The organism is Brevundimonas sp. Soil_N_31, assembly GCF_057655995.1.
In genome coordinates this window covers 280,370-298,968 of sequence record NZ_JBDGLE010000005.1, presented here as the reverse complement: position 1 = coordinate 298,968, position 18,599 = coordinate 280,370, and the positions used below count along the sequence as shown (strand labels likewise).

At 66.6% G+C, this 18,599-nt stretch carries 13 protein-coding genes and 1 tRNA gene; 6 read left to right on the top strand and 8 right to left on the bottom strand.

The genetic code is table 11. From position 1 onward, the window contains the following. Window positions 1-88: 88 nt before the first annotated feature. Window positions 89-1,498, top strand: coding sequence for a hypothetical protein (locus AC3A3G_RS10800; RefSeq protein WP_487488179.1), 1,410 nt, complete (start codon window positions 89-91; stop codon window positions 1,496-1,498). A 709-nt stretch (window positions 1,499-2,207) separates the two neighbouring features. On the opposite strand, the gene AC3A3G_RS10795 is transcribed toward AC3A3G_RS10800, so the two are convergent. Continuing rightward, a tRNA-Arg gene (locus AC3A3G_RS10795) sits at window positions 2,208-2,284 on the bottom strand. A gap of 429 nt (window positions 2,285-2,713) precedes the next feature. Between AC3A3G_RS10795 and AC3A3G_RS10790 the strand changes: the two genes are divergently transcribed. Then, window positions 2,714-4,000 (top strand): hypothetical protein, encoded by a 1,287-nt coding sequence (locus AC3A3G_RS10790; protein ID WP_487488178.1) that lies wholly within the window; start codon window positions 2,714-2,716, stop codon window positions 3,998-4,000. 69 nt (window positions 4,001-4,069) lie between these two features. Further along, a complete protein-coding gene (locus AC3A3G_RS10785) occupies window positions 4,070-4,375 on the top strand; it encodes a hypothetical protein (protein WP_200168879.1) in 306 nt (101 codons plus the stop codon). 183 nt (window positions 4,376-4,558) lie between these two features. Here AC3A3G_RS10785 and lpdA read toward each other — a convergent pair whose 3' ends face one another. Genes lpdA through AC3A3G_RS10760 form a run of 5 tightly spaced genes read right to left on the bottom strand, consistent with a single transcriptional unit; the run spans window position 4,559 to window position 10,427 of the window. After that, window positions 4,559-5,956, bottom strand: coding sequence for a dihydrolipoyl dehydrogenase (gene lpdA / locus AC3A3G_RS10780; RefSeq protein ID WP_487488177.1), 1,398 nt, complete (start codon window positions 5,954-5,956; stop codon window positions 4,559-4,561). Continuing rightward, window positions 5,953-6,435, bottom strand: coding sequence for a hypothetical protein (locus tag AC3A3G_RS10775; RefSeq protein ID WP_200216524.1), 483 nt, complete (start codon window positions 6,433-6,435; stop codon window positions 5,953-5,955). Before AC3A3G_RS10775 ends, lpdA begins: the two co-directional genes overlap by 4 nt. Before the next feature lie 6 nt (window positions 6,436-6,441). Then, window positions 6,442-8,088, bottom strand: coding sequence for a dihydrolipoyl dehydrogenase family protein (locus tag AC3A3G_RS10770; RefSeq protein ID WP_487488176.1), 1,647 nt, complete (start codon window positions 8,086-8,088; stop codon window positions 6,442-6,444). 2 nt (window positions 8,089-8,090) lie between these two features. Then, window positions 8,091-9,194, bottom strand: coding sequence for an alpha-ketoacid dehydrogenase subunit beta (locus AC3A3G_RS10765; RefSeq protein ID WP_487488175.1), 1,104 nt, complete (start codon window positions 9,192-9,194; stop codon window positions 8,091-8,093). A gap of 3 nt (window positions 9,195-9,197) precedes the next feature. Next, the gene (locus AC3A3G_RS10760; protein ID WP_200168501.1) at window positions 9,198-10,427 is read right to left on the bottom strand and encodes a 3-methyl-2-oxobutanoate dehydrogenase (2-methylpropanoyl-transferring) subunit alpha; all 1,230 of its coding nucleotides are present in this window, start codon (window positions 10,425-10,427) and stop codon (window positions 9,198-9,200) included. 147 nt (window positions 10,428-10,574) lie between these two features. Here AC3A3G_RS10760 and AC3A3G_RS10755 point away from each other — a divergent pair, with 147 nt between their 5' ends. Beyond that, complete coding sequence (locus tag AC3A3G_RS10755) at window positions 10,575-11,063, top strand: Lrp/AsnC family transcriptional regulator (RefSeq protein WP_125899365.1); 489 nt, start codon at window positions 10,575-10,577, stop codon at window positions 11,061-11,063. 32 nt (window positions 11,064-11,095) lie between these two features. Here AC3A3G_RS10755 and pdeM read toward each other — a convergent pair whose 3' ends face one another. After that, window positions 11,096-11,827 (bottom strand): ligase-associated DNA damage response endonuclease PdeM, encoded by a 732-nt coding sequence (pdeM, locus tag AC3A3G_RS10750; RefSeq protein ID WP_487488174.1) that lies wholly within the window; start codon window positions 11,825-11,827, stop codon window positions 11,096-11,098. 166 nt (window positions 11,828-11,993) lie between these two features. Next, window positions 11,994-14,624, bottom strand: a complete 2,631-nt coding sequence (locus AC3A3G_RS10745; protein WP_487488173.1) for a ligase-associated DNA damage response DEXH box helicase — start codon at window positions 14,622-14,624, stop codon at window positions 11,994-11,996. Window positions 14,625-14,697: 73 nt separating this feature from the next. Here AC3A3G_RS10745 and rhuM point away from each other — a divergent pair, with 73 nt between their 5' ends. Together rhuM and AC3A3G_RS10735 are read left to right on the top strand one after the other, a co-directional pair. Further along, window positions 14,698-15,750, top strand: a complete 1,053-nt coding sequence (rhuM, locus tag AC3A3G_RS10740) for a RhuM family protein (RefSeq protein WP_487488172.1) — start codon at window positions 14,698-14,700, stop codon at window positions 15,748-15,750. Next, window positions 15,747-18,599: an ATP-dependent DNA helicase gene (locus AC3A3G_RS10735; RefSeq protein WP_487488171.1), complete on the top strand. Its 2,853-nt coding sequence runs from the start codon at window positions 15,747-15,749 to the stop codon at window positions 18,597-18,599. The genes rhuM and AC3A3G_RS10735 overlap by 4 nt, the downstream gene beginning before the upstream one ends.

Sequence of the window (18,599 nt, the reverse complement as noted above, 5' to 3'; positions counted from 1 at the left end):
CTCCCGCCGGCGACGCAGATCGGCTATCAACCCCCTGGGCTCTCACAATGATCAAGGGACCAGAGGGGGGCACGTCACTCGCGGTTCGGTGCGAGACGCCATCAAGACGTTTGAGCAGGCCAAGAATGATGGTCGATTGGCCTTGGTTCCGCTTCGTCAGCGCCTCGGAATGCAATGGACCGATCATCTAGTTTCGGTGCTTGAAGGCTTGCTCCTGAACGACACGGCATCCGTGACTTCCAGCCTCGACGCATGGTCCGCTCCACCTGCTGACAAGGCGGCTGCGATTCATGCCCTTTTGCTGCATGTCTTCAATCGCGAGGTATCAGTCCCTCGCGTCGAGGGCATGCCGGACGCCGCGTTTCATTTCATTGTTGCCGAAGACCGGCAGCGCCTGGCCAGCCACGTTCGATCCAAAGCGTCTGCTCTGCAGATGGACCCCGCTGCATATTGGTCTAGCTTGCTGGAATTTTGGGAGCGAGGCGATCCGAGGGCCACGAGCGATCTTTCTTTTGATTCACAGCTGACCCGGTTTCGTTTGCTGCTGAATGTGGTTCCGGCTGTGGGCCCGTCGAACGCTGCTGGTGTGAAGCCGCCGGCGCGGTCCCGGGCGCGACGCGACCGTGGCGCGGGGCTGATGCCGAGCGAAGCTGTCTATTGGACAATCAGCCAGGTGGAGTCGCTCTACGAAGCGGCCTCGTTCCTGCCCCAACAGTTCGGCGTTTTCTTCAATTTGCGGCTCACCATGACCGCTGATGCTGTCCCCACCGCTGACTTTGTAGCGGGCACCTCCGCCCTGCTGCACCAGCTTGATCAGTTCATGAAGCGTCGACAGTCGGAACCGGCCCATCGAATCGCTGCGTGGTTGATGCGCGGTGACACGCTCTGCTGCGATGCAGTTCTTCACGTCCCGAGCGATCGCGCGGCGGAACTTATCAAATGGCTCCAGAGCAAATCGCTTTTCGGTAGGCCCGTCGGTCTGGAGGCACCCGAGTTTATGACCGAACGCCCTGGCCGAACGGTCAGGAGCCGCTCTGCGCGACATTGGGGCTGGCTGCGCCTTATGTGGGCGGCTGCTGATCCAAGTCTGACAATGATGGATCACACGGGCCACCGCCGAAGGTTCAAGGACTTGCTGGGTGCGACAGAAGGGGCGGTCAGCCTCCTTCAGACAAGGCGAGCGTTCAGCACGTCCGAGTCGATCGCGCCGAAGGCCCGCCAAGCCGCTCGCGACGATCATGGCTTGGGCCTGTTATCAGCCTTCAACGACCGGGCATGGGACCATATCGATATCGGCTGGGAGGTCGAGGAATGGCGTCATCGGTCGGAGGAGCGTGCCCGTCGCAGGGAAGCTCTCGAGGTCGCGTGCGTCGGTGGTGAGGGCGGGAATGCTTTGGAGGTCGCCCAAGCCGACAATGTTAGCCGCGCTCTGCAAGTGTCTTGGCTGGATCACCCTCGGGCTCGGCCCAGGCTTTGGAAGGGCTGGTGGACTGCGTGATGCCGCAGACGATAGGAGACCGAAGCGAGGCTAGGCCAAGTCAGTTGAACTGCTGGGCGATGGGCTCCAGCGCACTTACGATGGACCCCTAGGGGAGCTCGGTTTCGTGCGAGTCCAGCCAGCGTTGGGCATCGACGACCTTGATCAATCTGCGACGCCCAACTTTTAGGCTCTTCAATCTTCGGCTGGCCATTTCTTCATTGGCCTTGGTCCTTCCGATCGAGGACCATCGGCAGAATTCTGTGACTGACATTACGACAGACGGGATCGCGGTAGGCATGGCTGGCTCCGGGGCGGGCCGTGATATGGAGTTTCGCGCTGGGATTCGTTCAGACAGGCGGTTTCAAACCGCTTACAGGTCCGCTGATAGGTTTCTACCTGTACCGACAGGCCGCCGCTTCGCTCAACCTAGAGCGATCGAAAGCATAAGATACTGGCTTAGCGGAACCTGCTTTGCTTGCTGACTTGAGGATCGTATTTTCTTGGTCGTGAGGCCTATGGTCCCGCTGGGCTGCCTGACCAAAGCCGACCGTCCGTTGGACGACAGCCACACGGATTTGCGAGCCTGATCGCTCCCTCGCCGAGCTCGATTTCAGAGCACAGTCCGTAAGTGCAGCCCGGGTGCGGCGCGCCATGCTGGGGTAAATGTTAGGGTGGATTCCACGCCTATCCAAAAAGTTCCTAGTTTACAAGAACTTGCATAGAGAGATGGCGCACCCGACAGGATTCGAACCTGTGACCTACGGCTTCGGAGGCCGTCACTCTATCCAGCTGAGCTACGGGTGCATCGGTATTCAGATAGTGTCCGGGGTTGAGCAGGGTCAATCCCGAATCAAACAATCGAACGGATGCGAACGGAGTGAGCCATAGGCCGCTGCCGATTGTCGCCGTTCGTACTCTACACACTCCCTTCAGTTTGCTTCCGTGGTGCTTCCGCGCCCTCAAAAGCGATTTTCCTGCTTCCGTCGAGCCTCGCCAATCTATTGGTTTCACTCGATTTTTTCGATCGTCACCCACAACACACTTGACTTAGCCCTGCCTTCGGAGGGCAGTACTCTATCCAGCTGAGCTACGGGTGCGTCTGCGGCGCGAGGGCCGGACGGCGGTGCTTACAGCATGGGCAGGATCGCCTCAATCCCTGATCTGTTTCCGCAGCCGCTTCTTGGCGAGAGGAATACAAGAGCCTAGCGTCACGGCCGAAGAGAGGGAGTCTCCATGCGCGTCACCGCCATCGCCGCCCTGGCGGGCGCCGCCGTCCTGCTGGCCGCCTGCGCCGCATCGCCGAAGCCGACGGCCGACAGCCTGGACGCCGTGGCGCGCGACTATGTCGCCCTGACGCTGGAGATCGGCGAGCGCGAGCCGGGCTATATCGACGCCTATTACGGCCCCGCCGAATGGGCCGAGGCGGCCAAGGCCAATCCGCGCGCCCTGCCCCAGTTGGCCGAAGGCGCGGCCGCCCTGACCCGACGCCTTGAGGCCCTGCCCGAACGGGGACTGGACGACCAGAGCCGCCAGCGCCGCGCTTATCTTCTGGCCCACGTCTCAGCCGCCTCGGCGCGGCTGCGGATGCTGCAGGGCGAGAAGCTGGGGTTCGCCGACGAGGCCGAGGCCCTGTTCGGGGTCCGGCCGGAGTTGCGGCCGCTGTCGTCCTATGATCCGGTTCTGGCGCGCATCGACGCCCTGGTTCCCGGCGAAGGGCCGCTGGCGGAACGAGTGGCCGCCTTCCGCGCCCGCTACGTCATCCCCAAGGACCGGCTGGATACGGTGATGCGCGCGGCCATCGCCGAGTGCAAGGCGCGCACCGAGCGCCATATGGCCCTGCCCGCCGGTGAAACCTTCACCCTGGAGTTCGTCAACGACAAGCCCTGGTCCGGCTACAACTGGTTCAAGGGCGGCGCCTTCAGCCTGATCCAGGTGAACACCGACCTGCCCATCTACATCGACCGGGCGGTCGATCTGGGCTGCCACGAAGGCTATCCCGGCCACCACGTCTACAACGCCCTGCTGGAGCAGACCTTCGTCAAGGACAAGGGCTGGGTCGAGATGAGCGTCTATCCGCTGTTCAGCCCCATGTCCTTCATCGCCGAGGGCAGCGCCAACTACGGCATCGACCTGGCCTTCCCCGGCCATGAGCGCACGGAGTTCGAGGCGCGCGTGCTGTATCCGCTGGCGGGGCTGGACCCGACGACGGCCGAGGCGCAGACCCAGCTTCTGGCCCTGACGCGCGAGCTGGCGCGGGCGGAATATACGGTGGCCGACGACTATCTGGCCGGGCGCATCGACCGCGAGACGGCGCTGGACCAGCTGCAGAAATACAACCTCGTTGCGCGCGACCGGGCGGCGCAGCAGCTGAACTTCATCGAGACCTATCGCTCCTATGTCATCAACTACGGCCTGGGCCGCGACATGGTGCAGGCCTGGGTCGAGCGGCAGGGGCCGGACCACTGGACGACGACGGAACGGCTGCTGGCCAGCCAGACGCTGCCGGTCGATCTGGACTGAGGCGGTCGCAACCCGCGGCGGGCCAGGGGCGTTAACGCCAAGGTTCAAATCTCAGAGGGGCTTTCACCCATGCGTATTCGTATCCTGACCATCGCCGCCGCCTCGGTCCTGGCGCTCGGCGCCGCCGCCTGCACCCAGGCTGAACAGCAGAAGGCCGAAGCCAACGCCGAAGCCGCCGGCGACAAGGCCGCCGACGTCGCCGCCCAGACGGGCGAAGTCGTCGAGTCCGGCGCCATGAAGGCCGCTCAGGCGGTCGAGGAAGGCGCGGGCAAGGTCGCCGACAAGCTGGAAGACAAACAGGCTCAGGCCGCCGCCGAGGGCCGCCCCGGCGCCGTCGATCCAGCCACCGACACGCGCGTTCCCGCCAAGCACTGACGACGAACGCCAGATACACGAAGGGGCCGCGCGATGTCGTTCGCACGGCCCCTTTTTCTTGCCTCGAGTGGGGTAAAAGCCCCCGCAGGCCGCGTCGGGTCGGGAGGTCACGAAGGGCCGACGATCGCGGCCTGCTCAACTGCGCTCAAGCAGCGAGCGACCGCGTCGCGAGCGATAGCGCCCTCAGATATGTATGGCGTGGCCCAGCGCGCGCAGGGACGCCTCGTGGAAGGCTTCACCCAGCGTCGGGTGAACGTGAATGGTTCCGGCCACGTCTTCCAGCACCGCGCCCATCTCCAGCATCTGGGCGAAGCTGTTGGACAGTTCCGACACGTGCTGGCCGACGGCCTGAATACCCAGCAGGCGGTGATCCGATTTCGAAGCGATGACGCGGACGAAGCCGCCGTCCTCGCCCGCCTCGATGGCCAGGGCGCGGCCGATGGCGGCGAAGGGGAAGACGGCCTGGATCACGTCGTCGCGACCCTTCACATCATCAAGGCCGAGGCCCGCCGAGACGATCTCCGGCTCGGTGAAGCAGACGGCGGCGATGGTGGTCGGGTCGAAGACGCGGTCATGGCCGGCGATGATTTCGGCCACGACCTCGCCCTGGGCCGAGCCCTTGTGCGCGAGCATGGGTTCGCCGGTCAGGTCGCCGATGGCCCAGACGTTCTTCATGCTGGTGGCGCAGCGATTGTCGATCTTCACGAACGGGCCGTTCATGGCCACGCCCATGTTTTCCAGGCCCCAGCCTTTCGTCCGCGCGCGGCGGCCGACGGTGACCAGCACCTTGTCGGCGTCCAGCTGCATCGGGGCGCCGTCCTTGTCGGTGACGTTCAGCTTGCCGTCTCCGAACCCGCCCGCGCGGGCGCCGAGCAGCAACTTAACGCCGTGCTTCTCCAGCCATTTGGCGACGGGGTCGGTCAGGGCCTTGTCGTAGAGCGGCAGGATGCGCTCGGCCATCTCGACGATGGCCACTTCGGCGCCCAGCTTGCGGAAGGCGATGCCCAGCTCCAGGCCGATGTAGCCGCCGCCGACGACGACCAGCTTCTTGGGCACTTCCGGCAGGCTCAGGGCCTCGGTGGACGAGATCACGTCGCCGCCGAAGGGCAGGAAGGGCAGTTCGACCGGCTCGGACCCCGTGGCCAGGATGACGTGTTCGGCGGTGATGCGGATGTCGCCGTCGTCGGTCTTCACCGTGCAGGTCTTGGCGTCCGAGAAGTCGGCCCAGCCCTTGATGACCTTGACCTTGGCCTTCTTCAGCAGGGCGGCGACGCCGGCGTTCAGCTTCTTGACCACGCCGTCCTTCCACTCGACCGTCTTGGACAGGTCGATGGCCGGGGTCGAGGCGGTGATGCCCAGCGTGCCGTCGCCGGCGGCCTTGGCCACCGTCTCGAACTTGCCCGCCGCGTGGATAATGGCCTTGGACGGGATGCAGCCGACGTTCAGGCAGGTGCCGCCGAGGCCGGGCGACGCATCCACCAGCACGGTCTCCAGACCCAGCTGGCCGCAACGGATCCCTGCGACATAGCCGCCGGTCCCGGCGCCGATGATCAGGACTTTGGTTTTCACGTTCTGGGTCACCTGTTCAGGCTCCTTAGTCGATCAGCTGCTACCCGAAGAGCTTCGGCGATACGCGGATCGTAGATGAAACGAGGTCCATCACTGTCGATGATGGACCAGCCAGAGTTGGGAAGAAGACGTGTCGGGAAGCCGTTGCGTCTCAGATAGAGCACCACGACCGTGCCGCGCTCGGGAGGAAAGAAGCCGCATTCCCTGTCGACGCCGTTGATATGCCGCATACGGTGGATCTCCTCGGGGCCGACAGTCCCTTTGATGATCGCCACGGTGCGCCAGGTTAGCCGTGCATGGTCGCGCGTGAGCCAAGCACGTCCATCGAGCCGAGCCAAAACGACGCTGTCGGCTTGATCCCAATGCAAGCGCTGCCTTGCAAGATCTGCAGAAGGGTCAGCATCGAACATCACCGTGCAGGCGATGGTGGCGCTCGGTCCCAAGAGGCACAGTATGAATGCGCCAAAGGCTGCTGCGAGCGACGTTCGCATCCCGCTCTACATCCACAAGGTCGCCGGGTTCTCCAGCAGGGTCTTGATCTTCTGCACGAAGACCGCCGCGTCATGGCCGTCGACGATGCGGTGATCGAAGCTGGAGGACAGGTTCATCATCTTGCGCACGACCATCTGGCCGTTGCGCACCACGACGCGCTCCTCGATCTTGTTCGGACCGACGATGGCGACTTCGGGGTGGTTGATGATGGGCGTGTGCACCACGCCGCCGAGCGTGCCCAGCGAGGTGATGGTGATGGTCGAGCCGGACAGCTCCTCGCGCTTGGCGCTGCCGTCCTTGGCGGCGCCCGAGACACGGGCGATCTCCTCGGCGGTGTCATAGGCGTCGCGCGCCTCGGCGTGGCGGACGACGGGAACCATCAGGCCGTTCGGCGTCTGGGCGGCGATGCCCAGATGGACGGCGTTGTGCTGGGTCAGCACGCCCGCCTCGTCGTCGTAGGTGGCGTTGATGTTCGGCTGGTCCTTCAGGGCCACGACGATGGCGCGGGCGATGAAGGGCAGGACGTTCAGCTTGGCCTTCCCCGTGCCCTTGTTCTGGGCGTTCAGGTGGGCGCGCAGCTCTTCCACCGCCGTCATGTCGATGTCCTCGACATAGGTGATGTGCGGGATGCGACGGACGCTCTCGGCCATCTTCTCCGCGATCTTGCGGCGCAGGCCGATGATGCGGACCTCGTTGGTTCCTTCAGCCTTGGCGTAGAGCGAGCCGCCCGAGGCCGTGGCCGGGGCGAACGTGCCGCCGCGCGCGACGAAGGCGTCCAGATCGGCGTGCTCGATGCGGCCTGCGGGGCCGCTGCCCGGCACGAAGACCAGGTCGACCCCCAGATCGCGCGCGCGGTTGCGCACGGCGGGGGAAGCCAGCGGGCGCTCGCCCGGCTGGCGGCCGGTCAGGGCCGGAACGGGTTTGGCGTCGGCCTTGGGCGCAGCAGCAGGCTTGGCGGCCGGTACGGCCACGGGCGCCGATGCGGTCTTCTCGGCCTTGGCGGCGGAAGCCGGAGCGGCGGCCGGCGCTTCGGCGACATTGCCCTTGCCCTCGACCTTGAAGCTGACCAGCGGGCCGCCGACGGCGATCTGCTGACCGGCTTCGCCATGCAGGGCGACGACGACGCCGGAGACAGGGCTGGTCAGTTCGACCGTCGCCTTGTCGGTCATGACCTCGGCCAGGATCTGGTCTTCCTGAACCGCGTCGCCGACCTTGACGTGCCAGCCGACCAGTTCGGCCTCGGCCGTGCCTTCGCCGACGTCGGGCAGTTTGAAGACGTGGTTGGCGCCGGCTGCGGCGACCGGGGCCGGGGCGGCCTCGACCTTCGGCGCTTCGACCGGAGCCGCAGCAGGTTCCGGCGCGGCGACGACGGGCGCGGCGGCCGGTTCGTCAGCGGCGGCGTTGCCTTCGCCCTCAACCTCGAACTCGGCCAGCGGGCCGCGCACGGCCATCATCTGACCGGGCTCGCCGTGCAGGGCGGTGACGACGCCCGCGACCGGGCTGGTCAGTTCTACCGTGGCCTTGTCGGTCATGACGTCGGCGACGATCTGATCCTCGGCGACCGTGTCGCCGACCTTGACGTGCCAGGCGACGAGCTCGGCTTCGGCGGTGCCTTCACCCACGTCGGGCAGCTTGAGTACGTAACGACCCATCTTTAGCGTCCTCCGGCCATGACGCTCTTCAAGGCGTCCGCGACCCGCTGCGGTCCGGGGAAATATTCCCATTCAAAGGCGTGCGGATAGGGCGTGTCCCAGCCGGTCACGCGCGCCACCGGCGCCTCCAGGTGATAGAAGCAGCGCTCCTGAACCAGGGCGCTCAGTTCGCCGCCGAAGCCCGACGTTTTCGGCGCCTCGTGCACGATGACGCAGCGGCCGGTCTTCTTGACCGAGGCCTCGATGGCTTCGATGTCCAGCGGCACGAGCGTCCGCAGATCGATGACTTCGGCGTCCACGCCCGCATGTTCGGCGCCCGCCAGCGCCACCCAGACCATGGTGCCATAGGCCAGGATGGTGACGTCGGACCCTTCCTTCATCACGCGGGCCTTGCCGATCGGCTCAATGTATTTGCCGGTCGGAACCTGGGCCAGTTCCTGCGCCTTCCACGGGCTGACCGGCTTTTCGTGCCAGCCGTCGAAGGGGCCGTTGTACAGGCGCTTGGGCTCGAAGAAGATGACCGGATCGTCGTCCTCGATCGCCGCCAGCAACAGGCCCTTGGCGTCGTAGGGGTTGGACGGGATCACCACCTTCAGACCGGCGATGTGGGTGAACAGGCTTTCCGGCGACTGGCTGTGCGTCTGGCCGCCGAAGATGCCGCCGCCATAGGGGCTGCGCACCACCATCGGCGTGGTGAACTGGCCGCCCGAGCGATAGCGCATCTTGGCCGCTTCGGAGACGATCTGGTCGTAGGCCGGATAGATGTAGTCGGCGAACTGGATCTCGACGACCGGGCGCAGGCCATAGGCGGCCATGCCGATGGCGGCGCCGACGATGCCGGTCTCCGAAATCGGCGCGTCGAAGCTGCGGTTCATGCCGTGCTTCTTCTGCAGGTGGTCGGTGACGCGGAAGACGCCGCCGAAATAGCCTGCGTCCTCGCCGTAGGAAACGACGGTGGGGTCTTCGGCCATCGTGACGTCCAGGGCCGAGTTCAGGGCCTGGATCATGTTCATCGCGGCGACGGCGGGGCCGTCCGGGGCGACCGACGCCGGGGCGTCCTTCTGGTCGACCATGTCGGCTTCAATCTTGTCGTTGATCTCGGCCATCACTCAGACTCCTACTTCGCGGCGCTGTTCGACCAGACGCCAGTCCTCGGTCGCATAGACCTCCTCGAACATGGTCTTCACGCTGGGGCGCGACTGGCCCAGGGTGCCGATGGCCTCGGATTCCTTGGCGGCGGCGCGGACCTTTTCGACCGCTTCCTTTTCGGCCTCTTCCTGCTGTTCGTCGGACCATTCGCCGATAGCGATCAGGTGCTGTTTCAGGCGGGCGATCGGGTCGCCCAGCGGCCACTTCTCATGCTCGTCGCCGGGGCGATAGCGGCTGGGGTCGTCCGAGGTCGAGTGCGGGGCGCCGCGATAGGTGAACAGCTCGATGATCGTCGCGCCTTGGTTGGTGCGCGCGCGTTCCTCGGCCCACTGGGTCGCGGCCCAGACGGCCAGGAAGTCGTTGCCGTCCACGCGCAGGGCGGGCAGGCCATAGCCGATGCCCTTGGACGCGAAGGTGGTCTCAAGCCCGCCGGCGATGCCCTGGAAGGACGAGATGGCCCACTGGTTGTTGACGATGTTCAGGATGACCGGCGCGCGATAGACGGCGGCGAAGGTCAGGGCCGAGTGGAAGTCGCTCTCGGCCGTCGAGCCGTCGCCGATCCAGGTGATGGCGATCTTGTCGTCGCCGCGGATGGCCGAGGCCATGCCCCAGCCCACGGCCTGAATGTACTGGGTGCCTAGATTGCCCGAGATGGTGAAGAAGCCGTAGTCCTTGGCTGAATACATGATCGGCAGCTGGCGGCCCTTGATGGGGTCTTCGGCGTTCGAATAGATCTGGTTCATCATGGTCGCGAGCGGATAGTCGCGCGCGATCAGCAGGCCTTGCTGGCGATAGGTGGGGAAGCCCATGTCCTCGCGGCTCAGGATCATGCCCTGGGCGACCGCGATGGCCTCTTCGCCGGTGCACTTCATATAGAAGCTGGTCTTGCCCTGGCGGTGGGCGCGGTGCATCCGGTCGTCGAAGGCGCGCGTCAGGATCATGGCCTTCAGGCCGCGACGCATCGTCTCAGGGTCCAGCTTGGGATCCCACGGGCCGACGGCCTTGCCTTCATCGTCCAGCACGCGGATCAGGCGGAAGGCGTGATCGCGCATTTCAGCAGGCGTGGTGCTGACCTCCGGGCGGTCGACAGCGCCCGGCGCATCGAGCTTCAGATGGCTGAAATCAGGCGTGTCGCCCGGCCGGCCCGAAGGCTCCGGCACGCGCAGCGACAGGGTCGGGGTGTTTTTCATTATGCCTCCCGTCCGGTTGAACCGTCCGCGTTTCCTCTATGCAGAGGGCATAGCATGGCGTGTGATTGTTGGCTCTCCTAAAAATACCCTTGCCAAAAGCCAATTTGAGGTATTTTATTGCGCCGAAACCTAATTCGGAGAAAGCCTTTGGCCGACGAACTCGATCCTATCGACGCGCGCATCCTCGACATCCTTCAGCAGGACGCGGGCCTGTCCGTCGCCGAGGTGGCCGATCGGGTCGGTCTCTCCGCTTCGCCCTGCTGGCGACGGATCAAGAGATTGGAGGATAGCGGCCTGATACGCAAGCGCGTCACTTTGCTCGACGCTGGCCTCCTGGGCCTGGACTTCGAAGTTTACGCCATCGTCAAGCTGAGCCTGCCGACCCGCGAGAACCTCACCATCTTCGAGGAAGCCGTCGAGGGCTGGCCCGAGGTGGTGCAATGCGCCACCATCACCGGCCGCGAAGACTATGTCCTGCGCATCATCACCACCGACATGCACGCCTTCGACCAATTCCTGCGCGACAAGCTGCTGACGCTTGGCATCGTCTCCAACTGCGAGAGCCACATCGTCACACGCGGCGTGAAGAGCGTCACCACCCTGCCCCTGGGCATCGTCACGCCGCACGTCGGCTGACCCCCTGACCTTGGTCGCGCCGTCGTCTTTCGTCAGCTCAGGCGATCGAAGGCGACGGCGTGAACCTTGTCCCGCCCCAGCAGGGCGGTCAGCGGCGGGAGGGGAAACAGGCCCGTGATCGCCGGATCGCGCACGTCCAGCCCGCCGGTGAAGGCGCCGAAGGCGGGCAGGATCAGCCGCCGCCCGTCGGTGACGAAGCAGGGGCGCCGCACGCCCCGGCCATAGGCGGCGACGCGGGCGGCGGGATGCAGATGGCCCGCGACTTCGCCCGGCGCGGGCTCAACCTGCGGCTCATGGATCAGGAACAGGCCGCCCAGCGCCAGGGTCTCGACCACCCGGCCCGGCAACTGGTCCAGGGCGCCGGCAAGGGCGTCCAGATCATGGTTCCCCTCCAGCCAGACCCAGTCGCGCCCGGCCGCCAGCCTCTCCAGCCGCGCCAGCTGGGCGCCGTCCATGCGCGACACCGCTTTTGAATCATGGAAGCTGTCGCCCAGCAGCACGACCGTGCGCGGGTCCAGCGCCTCGATCTCGGCCTCCAGCCGCGCCAGGGTCGCAGGGCTGTCATAGGGCGGCAGCATCTGGCCGCGCGCGGCGAAGGCCGAACCCTTCTCCAGATGCAGGTCCGAGGCGATCAGGGCCTGACGCCCCGGCAACCACAGGGCGCCGGAGCAGCGCAGCACGCAAGCCTCGCCGTTGACCGTCAGCTTCAGCCCGCCACAGGGATGTCGATAGGGCGACAGGATCTCGCGCAAGGCGTCGTTCATCGCCCTTCTCCCCTCGGGGGAGAAGGTGGCTCGCGCAGCGAGACGGATGAGGGGGCGGCCGGCCTCACCCTCATCGTTTGACGTTTCGCGCGCTGAAACAGCCCCCTCATCCGAGCGGCTCCGTCGCCCACCTTCTCCCCCGAGGGGAGAAGGATGCACGATGTCTTCACGCGGCCCCCTTCAGCGCCTCGGGCGCGTCTTCCATGACCTCGGCGATCAGGGCCTCGGCGCTTTCGTCCAGGATCATCTCGGCGGCGTCTCCCCCGACGCGTTCGCGTCCGATCTGCACCAGAACCGGCACGCTGAAGGGCGAGGGCCGGTCCAGCCTCTTGTGCACGATGCGGCCGTGAATGCGGCTCAACAGCTGGCCCAGTCGCGCCACGTCCAACAGGCCTGTCGCCGCATCCGCCCGCGCCGTCCTCAGCAGCAGATGGTCCGGCTGATGCCGCCGCAGCACGTCGTAGATCAGGTCGGTCGAAAACGTCACCTGTCGCCCGGTCTTCTCCGCCCCCGGCTGGCGCTGCTCGATCAGGCCCGAGATCAGGGCGCAGTTGCGGAACGACCGCTTCATCATGAAGCTTTCCTCCAGCCAGGCCTCCAGATCGTCGCCCAGCATGTCCGGCTCGAACAGGGCGTCCAGATCGAGGTCGTGCATCGGCCGGATCGACCAGATGGCCAGCGAATAGTCCGTCACCACAAAGCCCAGCGGCCCGACGCCCATCCGGTCCAGCCGCCGCGTCAGCAGCATGGCCAGCGTCGTATGCGCCAGCCGCCCCTCGAACGGATAGGCGACCAGGAAATGCCGCGTCCCGCGCGGGAAGGTTTCGACCAGCAGGGTCTCGGCTTCGGGGATGGCGCTGCGCAGGTCTTGCAGCTCCAGCCACTCCTGCACGTCGGGCGGCAGGACGCGCCAGTGATCGCGGTCCTGCACCATGCGCCGCACCCGTTCGGCCAGCGACGTGCCCAGCGGGAATTTGGAGCCGCCGTAGGAGGGGATCTTCGGGTCTTTATCCACGGCGGGCGAGACGAGGGCGTCCGTCTTGACGATGCCCTGAAAGGCCCAGACCTGACCGGCGAAGACGAAGGTGTCGCCGGGCGTCATCTGCTCGAAATACCATTCCTCGGCCTCGCCGATCTTGCGGCCTGCGACCAGGTGTTTGCCGCCCGCGCGCCGCCCCGCGACCCGCACATTCAGGTTGGCGGCCGAGACGATGGCGCCGACGTTCATCCGGTGCCGCTGGGCCATCTGGGCGTTGCGCACCATCCACTTGCCGTCGCGGGTCCGCACGATGCGGGCGAACCGGTCGTAGGTGCGCAGGGCATAACCGCCGGTGGCGACCAGATCGACCACCTCCTCGAAAGCCTCATGAGTCAGGCCGCGATAGGGACCGGCCGTCGTCACCTCGGCGAACAGGTCGGCCAGGTCGAAGGCTTCCGAGCAGGCGCAACCCATGACGTGCTGGGCCAGCGTATCCAGCGTGCCGGTATGTTCCGGTTCCCAGTCGAAGGCGTTCTCGGCCACGGCCTCGCGCGCTGCCTGGCACTCCAGCATCTCGAAGCGGCTGGCAGGCACCATCAGGGCGTGCGACGGCTCGTCCAGCCGATGATTGGCCCTGCCGATGCGCTGGACCAGACGGCTGGCCCCCTTGGGCGCGGCCAGCTGGATCACAAGATCGACGTCGCCCCAGTCGATGCCCAGGTCCAGCGTCGAGGTGCAGACCACGGCCTTGAGGTCGCCGCGCGCCATCGCCGCCTCGACCTTGCGTCTCTGCTCGGCGGCCAGGGAGCCGTGGTGCAGGGCGATCGGCAGGTCGTCCTCATTGATCGCCCACAGCGACTGGAAGACGAACTCGGCCTGCCAGCGGGTGTTGACGAAGATCAGGCTGAGGCCTGCGCGGCGGATGGCGTCATAGATTTCGGGGATGGCGTGGACGCCGGTGTGCCCGGCCCAGGGCACGCGGCCGTCCGAGACCAGAACGTCGACCACCGGCGAGGCGCCGGGGTCGCCGAGCACGATCCGAATCCCTTCTCCCCTTGTGGGAGAAGGTGGGCCCGAAGGGCTCGGATCAGGGGTGTCTCCGGGGCGGGATGACGCGGCCTCGGACATGTCGCGAGACCCCTCATCCGTCAGGCTTCGCCCGCCACCTTCTCCCACAAGGGGAGAAGGGGAGAGCCAGTCCGCGATCTTTTGCGGATCGTCCACCGTGGCGCTCAAGGCCACCCGCCGCATCCCCGGCGCGAACGTCTGCAATCGCGCCAGCCCCAGCGCCAGCAGATCGCCGCGCTTGCCGCTCCAGATGGCGTGGACCTCGTCCAGCACCACGCATTTCAGATCGGCGAAATAGTCCCTCGCCCCTTCCCAGGCGCAGAACAGGGCCAACTGCTCCGGCGTGGTCAAAAGGATGTCGGGCGGGAAGTCGCGCTGGCGCTGCTTCTTGGACTGTTTGGTGTCGCCGGTGCGGCTCTCGACGTGGATGTTCAGCCCGATCTCGCGGATGGGCGTCATCAGATTGCGCTCGACGTCGGTGGTCAGGGCCTTCAGCGGCGACAGATAGAGGGTGTGGACGCCCGACCCCGGCCCGGTCTGCGGCCTTGCCCCCCGCTCGGCCAGATCGATCAGGCTGGGCAGGAAGCCCGCCAGCGTCTTGCCCCCGCCCGTCGGCGCCACCAGCAGGGCGTGCGCCCCGGCCTCAGCGGCGGCTACCATCTCCAGCTGATGCCGGCGCGGCGACCAGCCCCGACCGGCGAACCAGTCGGCGAACAGGGGCGGAAGCGTTGCAGTGATCGGCGTCGTCACGCCAAGCCTATAACATGTTCCCGTTCCGTTTCACTCGGGTCAATGGTACATTTTGCGGATGAGCGATATCCACATGCCTGATTCCAAGCCCAGCGAGCCCGTTACGATTCGCGAGGATGGCGACACCGGCGACCGCTTTTTGGTTTACGTCGCGAAGGACGGCGTGCGAGCGGAACTGCGGGTGCTCGGCGATACCTTCTGGGCCACGCAGGCGCAGATGGCGCATATGTTTGGAGTAGATGTCCGCACTGTCAGCGAGCACATTCAGAATGTTTTCTCGGACGGCGAACTCATCCCAGATTCAGTTCTCCGGGAATCCCGGATAACTGCCGCAGACGGCAAAGCCTACCGCACAAACCTCTACAGCCTCGATGTCATCATCGCGGTCGGATATCGAGTCAGCTCGCGTCTCGGAACGATGTTCCGCATTTGGGCGACCCAAGTCCTGATGACCTACCTCACCAAGGGGTTTGTCATCGACGATGAACGGCTCAAAAATCCAGAAGGCAAGCCCGACTTTTTTGACGAGCTTCTGGATCGCATCCGGGATATTCGCTCGTCTGAAAAACGGATGTGGACGCGCATTCTCGAACTCGCGACGTTTTGCGCGGACTACGACCCTTACGATAAAAACCAGTATACGGAGTTCTTCGCCGACATTCAGAACACCCTGCACTGGGCTGTGCTGCAAAAAACCGCCAGCGATCTAATCGTTGAGCGGGTTAATCATCGCAAGGATGGAGCCGGGGTCGTTACCTTTAAGGGGCAAATTCCTACGGTGACTGAAGCCAAGATCGCCAAGAACCTTTTCCACGAGCCGGAAATCAAGGCCCTGAATCACATCACCAGCCTGATGCTTGAGTTTTTCGACAGCCAGGCAGAGCAGCGACGGATGACGACGCTCGGGCAGTTCCAGATCAAGCTGCGCGATCTCATCAAGCTCGACGGTCGTCCACTCAAGCCGTTGGGCGCCGCCACGTCGGTTAGCGCAGCACAGGCCGCTGCTCATGCTTCGCGCGAAATCAAAGCCTATCGTGACCGCAAGAGGATCGAGGCAGAAAAGTCTGGCGAAGATCAACTGCAGCAGATCGCCAAAACACTGAAAGACAAAAAGCGGTCGCGGTGACCCTGGGCTTAAAGGAAACAACGGAAGCCGCGTCGACCCTGACGTTCGACCTGCCGCCCGCGTTGGCTACGCCGCCGGGGGCTGGCGCCGTGTGCGACGATCAGGGCGCGCGCAAGATCGGGCGGGCCGCCGCCGAGGGCCTGTTCACCGGCGGCGACGTCATCGTCGCCCACGCCGGGTTGACGGCGCGGCGGCTGGGTCTGGCGCCGCCGCCGCGCTCGGCCGAGATGCTGGATGCGCTGGAGCTGTTCGCCTTCGTGCGCCCGGCCCGGTTCTGCGCCCCGTCGGCCACCGGACTGGCGTTGGCCCTTGGGCGCGAGGAGCCGAGGGGCGCCGAGGCGCAGGCCGCCGCCCTGAGGGCCGCCGCCGCCGACCTGCTGGCCGAACTGGCCGCGCCCGCCTATCCGGGGCGGGAGGAGGCCTATGCGCTGGCCCTGACGCTGGAACGGGGGGGCTGGGGCTGGGCGCCGCGCGTGCTTCAGGCCCTGCGCGCCAGGCCGTTGCGGAGCCGCCAGCAGCGCGGCTCGGGCCTCGACGTCTGGGCCCGGCTGCAGGAGTGGGAGGACGAGGCGCCGCGCGGCGAGGCCGGGTCGGCCCCCGTCGACTCTGAGAGCGCCCGCATCCGTCTGGACAAGCTGCTTCAGGCCTCGGGGCTGGATGAGACGCGGCCCGCCCAGTCCGACTACGCTGCCGAAGCCGCCTACGCCTTCTCGCCGCGCAACGAAGAAGGCCGCCCGCGCGTCCTGCTGGCCGAGGCGGGGACCGGCACCGGCAAGACCCTGGGCTATCTGGCGCCCGCCAGCCTGTGGGCCGAGCGTAACGCCGGGGCGGCATGGATCTCGACCTACACCCGCGCCCTGCAACGCCAGATCGACCGCGAAAGCCGCGCCCTGTGGCCCGACGAGGCCGAGCGTCGCCGCAAGACGGTGGTGAGGAAGGGGCGCGAGAACTACCTCTGCCTGCTCAATCTTCAGGACATGGTGCAGGCGGCGCAACTGGGGAATGGCGACCTGATCGGCATGGCCCTGGCCGCTCGCTGGGCCGCCCATACCCGCGACGGCGACATGACCGGCGGCGACTATCCCGGCTGGCTGTCCGGCCTCTATGCGACCGCGCCCCTGCATCAGGCGGGACCGGCCAATCTGGTCGACCGGCGCGGCGAGTGCGTTCACGCCGCCTGTCCCCACTATCGCCTGTGCTTCGTCGAAAAGACCATCCGCGCCAGCCGCCGCGCCGATCTGGTGGTGGCCAATCACGCGCTGGTGATGACCCAGGCCGCCTTCGACGGCGCCCGCACCGCGCGCGGCCTGAAGCAGGACGGCGAGACGGCGGCGCTGAAGCGTATCGTCTTCGACGAGGGACACCATCTGTTCGACGCGGCCGACAGCGCCTTCTCCGCCTGCCTGTCGGGACAGGAGGCGGCCGAGCTGCGCCGCTGGATCAGGGGCCCGGAGGGGCGCGGCCGTCGCGGGCGCGGACTTGAACAGAGATTAGGCGACCTGACCGCCGACAACGAAGCCGCCGCCAAGGCCCTGAAGGACGCGCTGCAGGCCGCCGCCCAACTGCCGGGCGAAGGGGTGTCGGGCCGCATCGCCCCGGCGTCCGGCGAGGTGAACCCGATCGGGCCGATCGAGCGGTTTCTGGTCGCGGCGCTGGAGCAGCTGCGCGCCCGCGCGGCCGAGACCGGCGGCGCAGAGTTCGGCCTCGAATGCGCCTTGCGTCCCGTCGCCGAGCCGGTGCTGGAGGCCGCGCGCGAGGCCGCCCGCGCCATCGCCGCCGTCGAGGCGCCGCTGCTGGCCCTGTCGCGCCACCTCGAAGACATTCTGGACGAGGAAGCGGCCGAGCTGGACGGCGCCGCCCGCGCCCGCATCGAAGGTTCGCTGCGCGGGTTGGACCGGCGCGCGCGCATGACCCTGCCCGGCTGGCGCTCCATGCTGGCGGCGCTGGAAGAGGGCGGAGACGAACCCGACCCCGACTTCGTCGACTGGCTAAGTGCCGAAGCCGCTTTCGGCCGTATCCACGACGTGGCCCTGCGTCGTCACTGGATCGACCCGACCGTGCCGCTGGAGGCGGCGGTGGTCATGCCGTCGCACGGGGTGCTGGTGACCAGCGCCACCCTGTCCGACCCGGCGGCCGAAGACCCTTTTGATCTCGCCCGGATACGCACCGGGGCCGCGCGCCTGATCGAACCGGTGCGGACGCTGAAGGTCGACAGCCCCTTCGACTATGCGACCAACAGCCGGGTCATCGTCGTCAATGATCTGGTCAAGGACGACCCGCGCCAGATCGCGGCGGCCATGCGCGAACTGTTTCTGGCGGCGGGCGGCGGCGGCCTGGGGCTGTTCACCGCCATCCGGCGGCTGAAGGCGGTCTATGAGCGGCTGGGGCCGGAGCTGGCGCGGGCGGGCCTGCCCCTCTACGCCCAGCACGTCGATCCGCTGGAGGTCGGGGCGCTGGTCGACGTCTTCAGGGCCGAGCGGGACAGCTGCCTGCTGGGCACCGACGCCGTGCGCGACGGGGTGGATGTGCCGGGGCGCAGCTTGCGCGTTCTGGCCTTCGACCGCGTGCCGTGGCCGCGCCCGGACCTGCTGCACAAGGCGCGGCGCGAGCGGTTCGGCACGGGCTCGGGCGGGCGGTCGTGGGACGACGCCCTGGCGCGCGGGCGCATCGCCCAGGCGTTCGGCCGCCTGATCCGCCGGGCCGACGACCGGGGCGTCTTCGTCATGCTGGACGCCGCCTGTCCGACGCGCCTGTTCGCCGCCCTGCCGCCGGGGACGGAGGTGCTGCGTCTGGGGCTGGCCGAGACGGTGGAGTTGACCAAGGGCTTCCTGGCGGAGCAGACCGGCTGA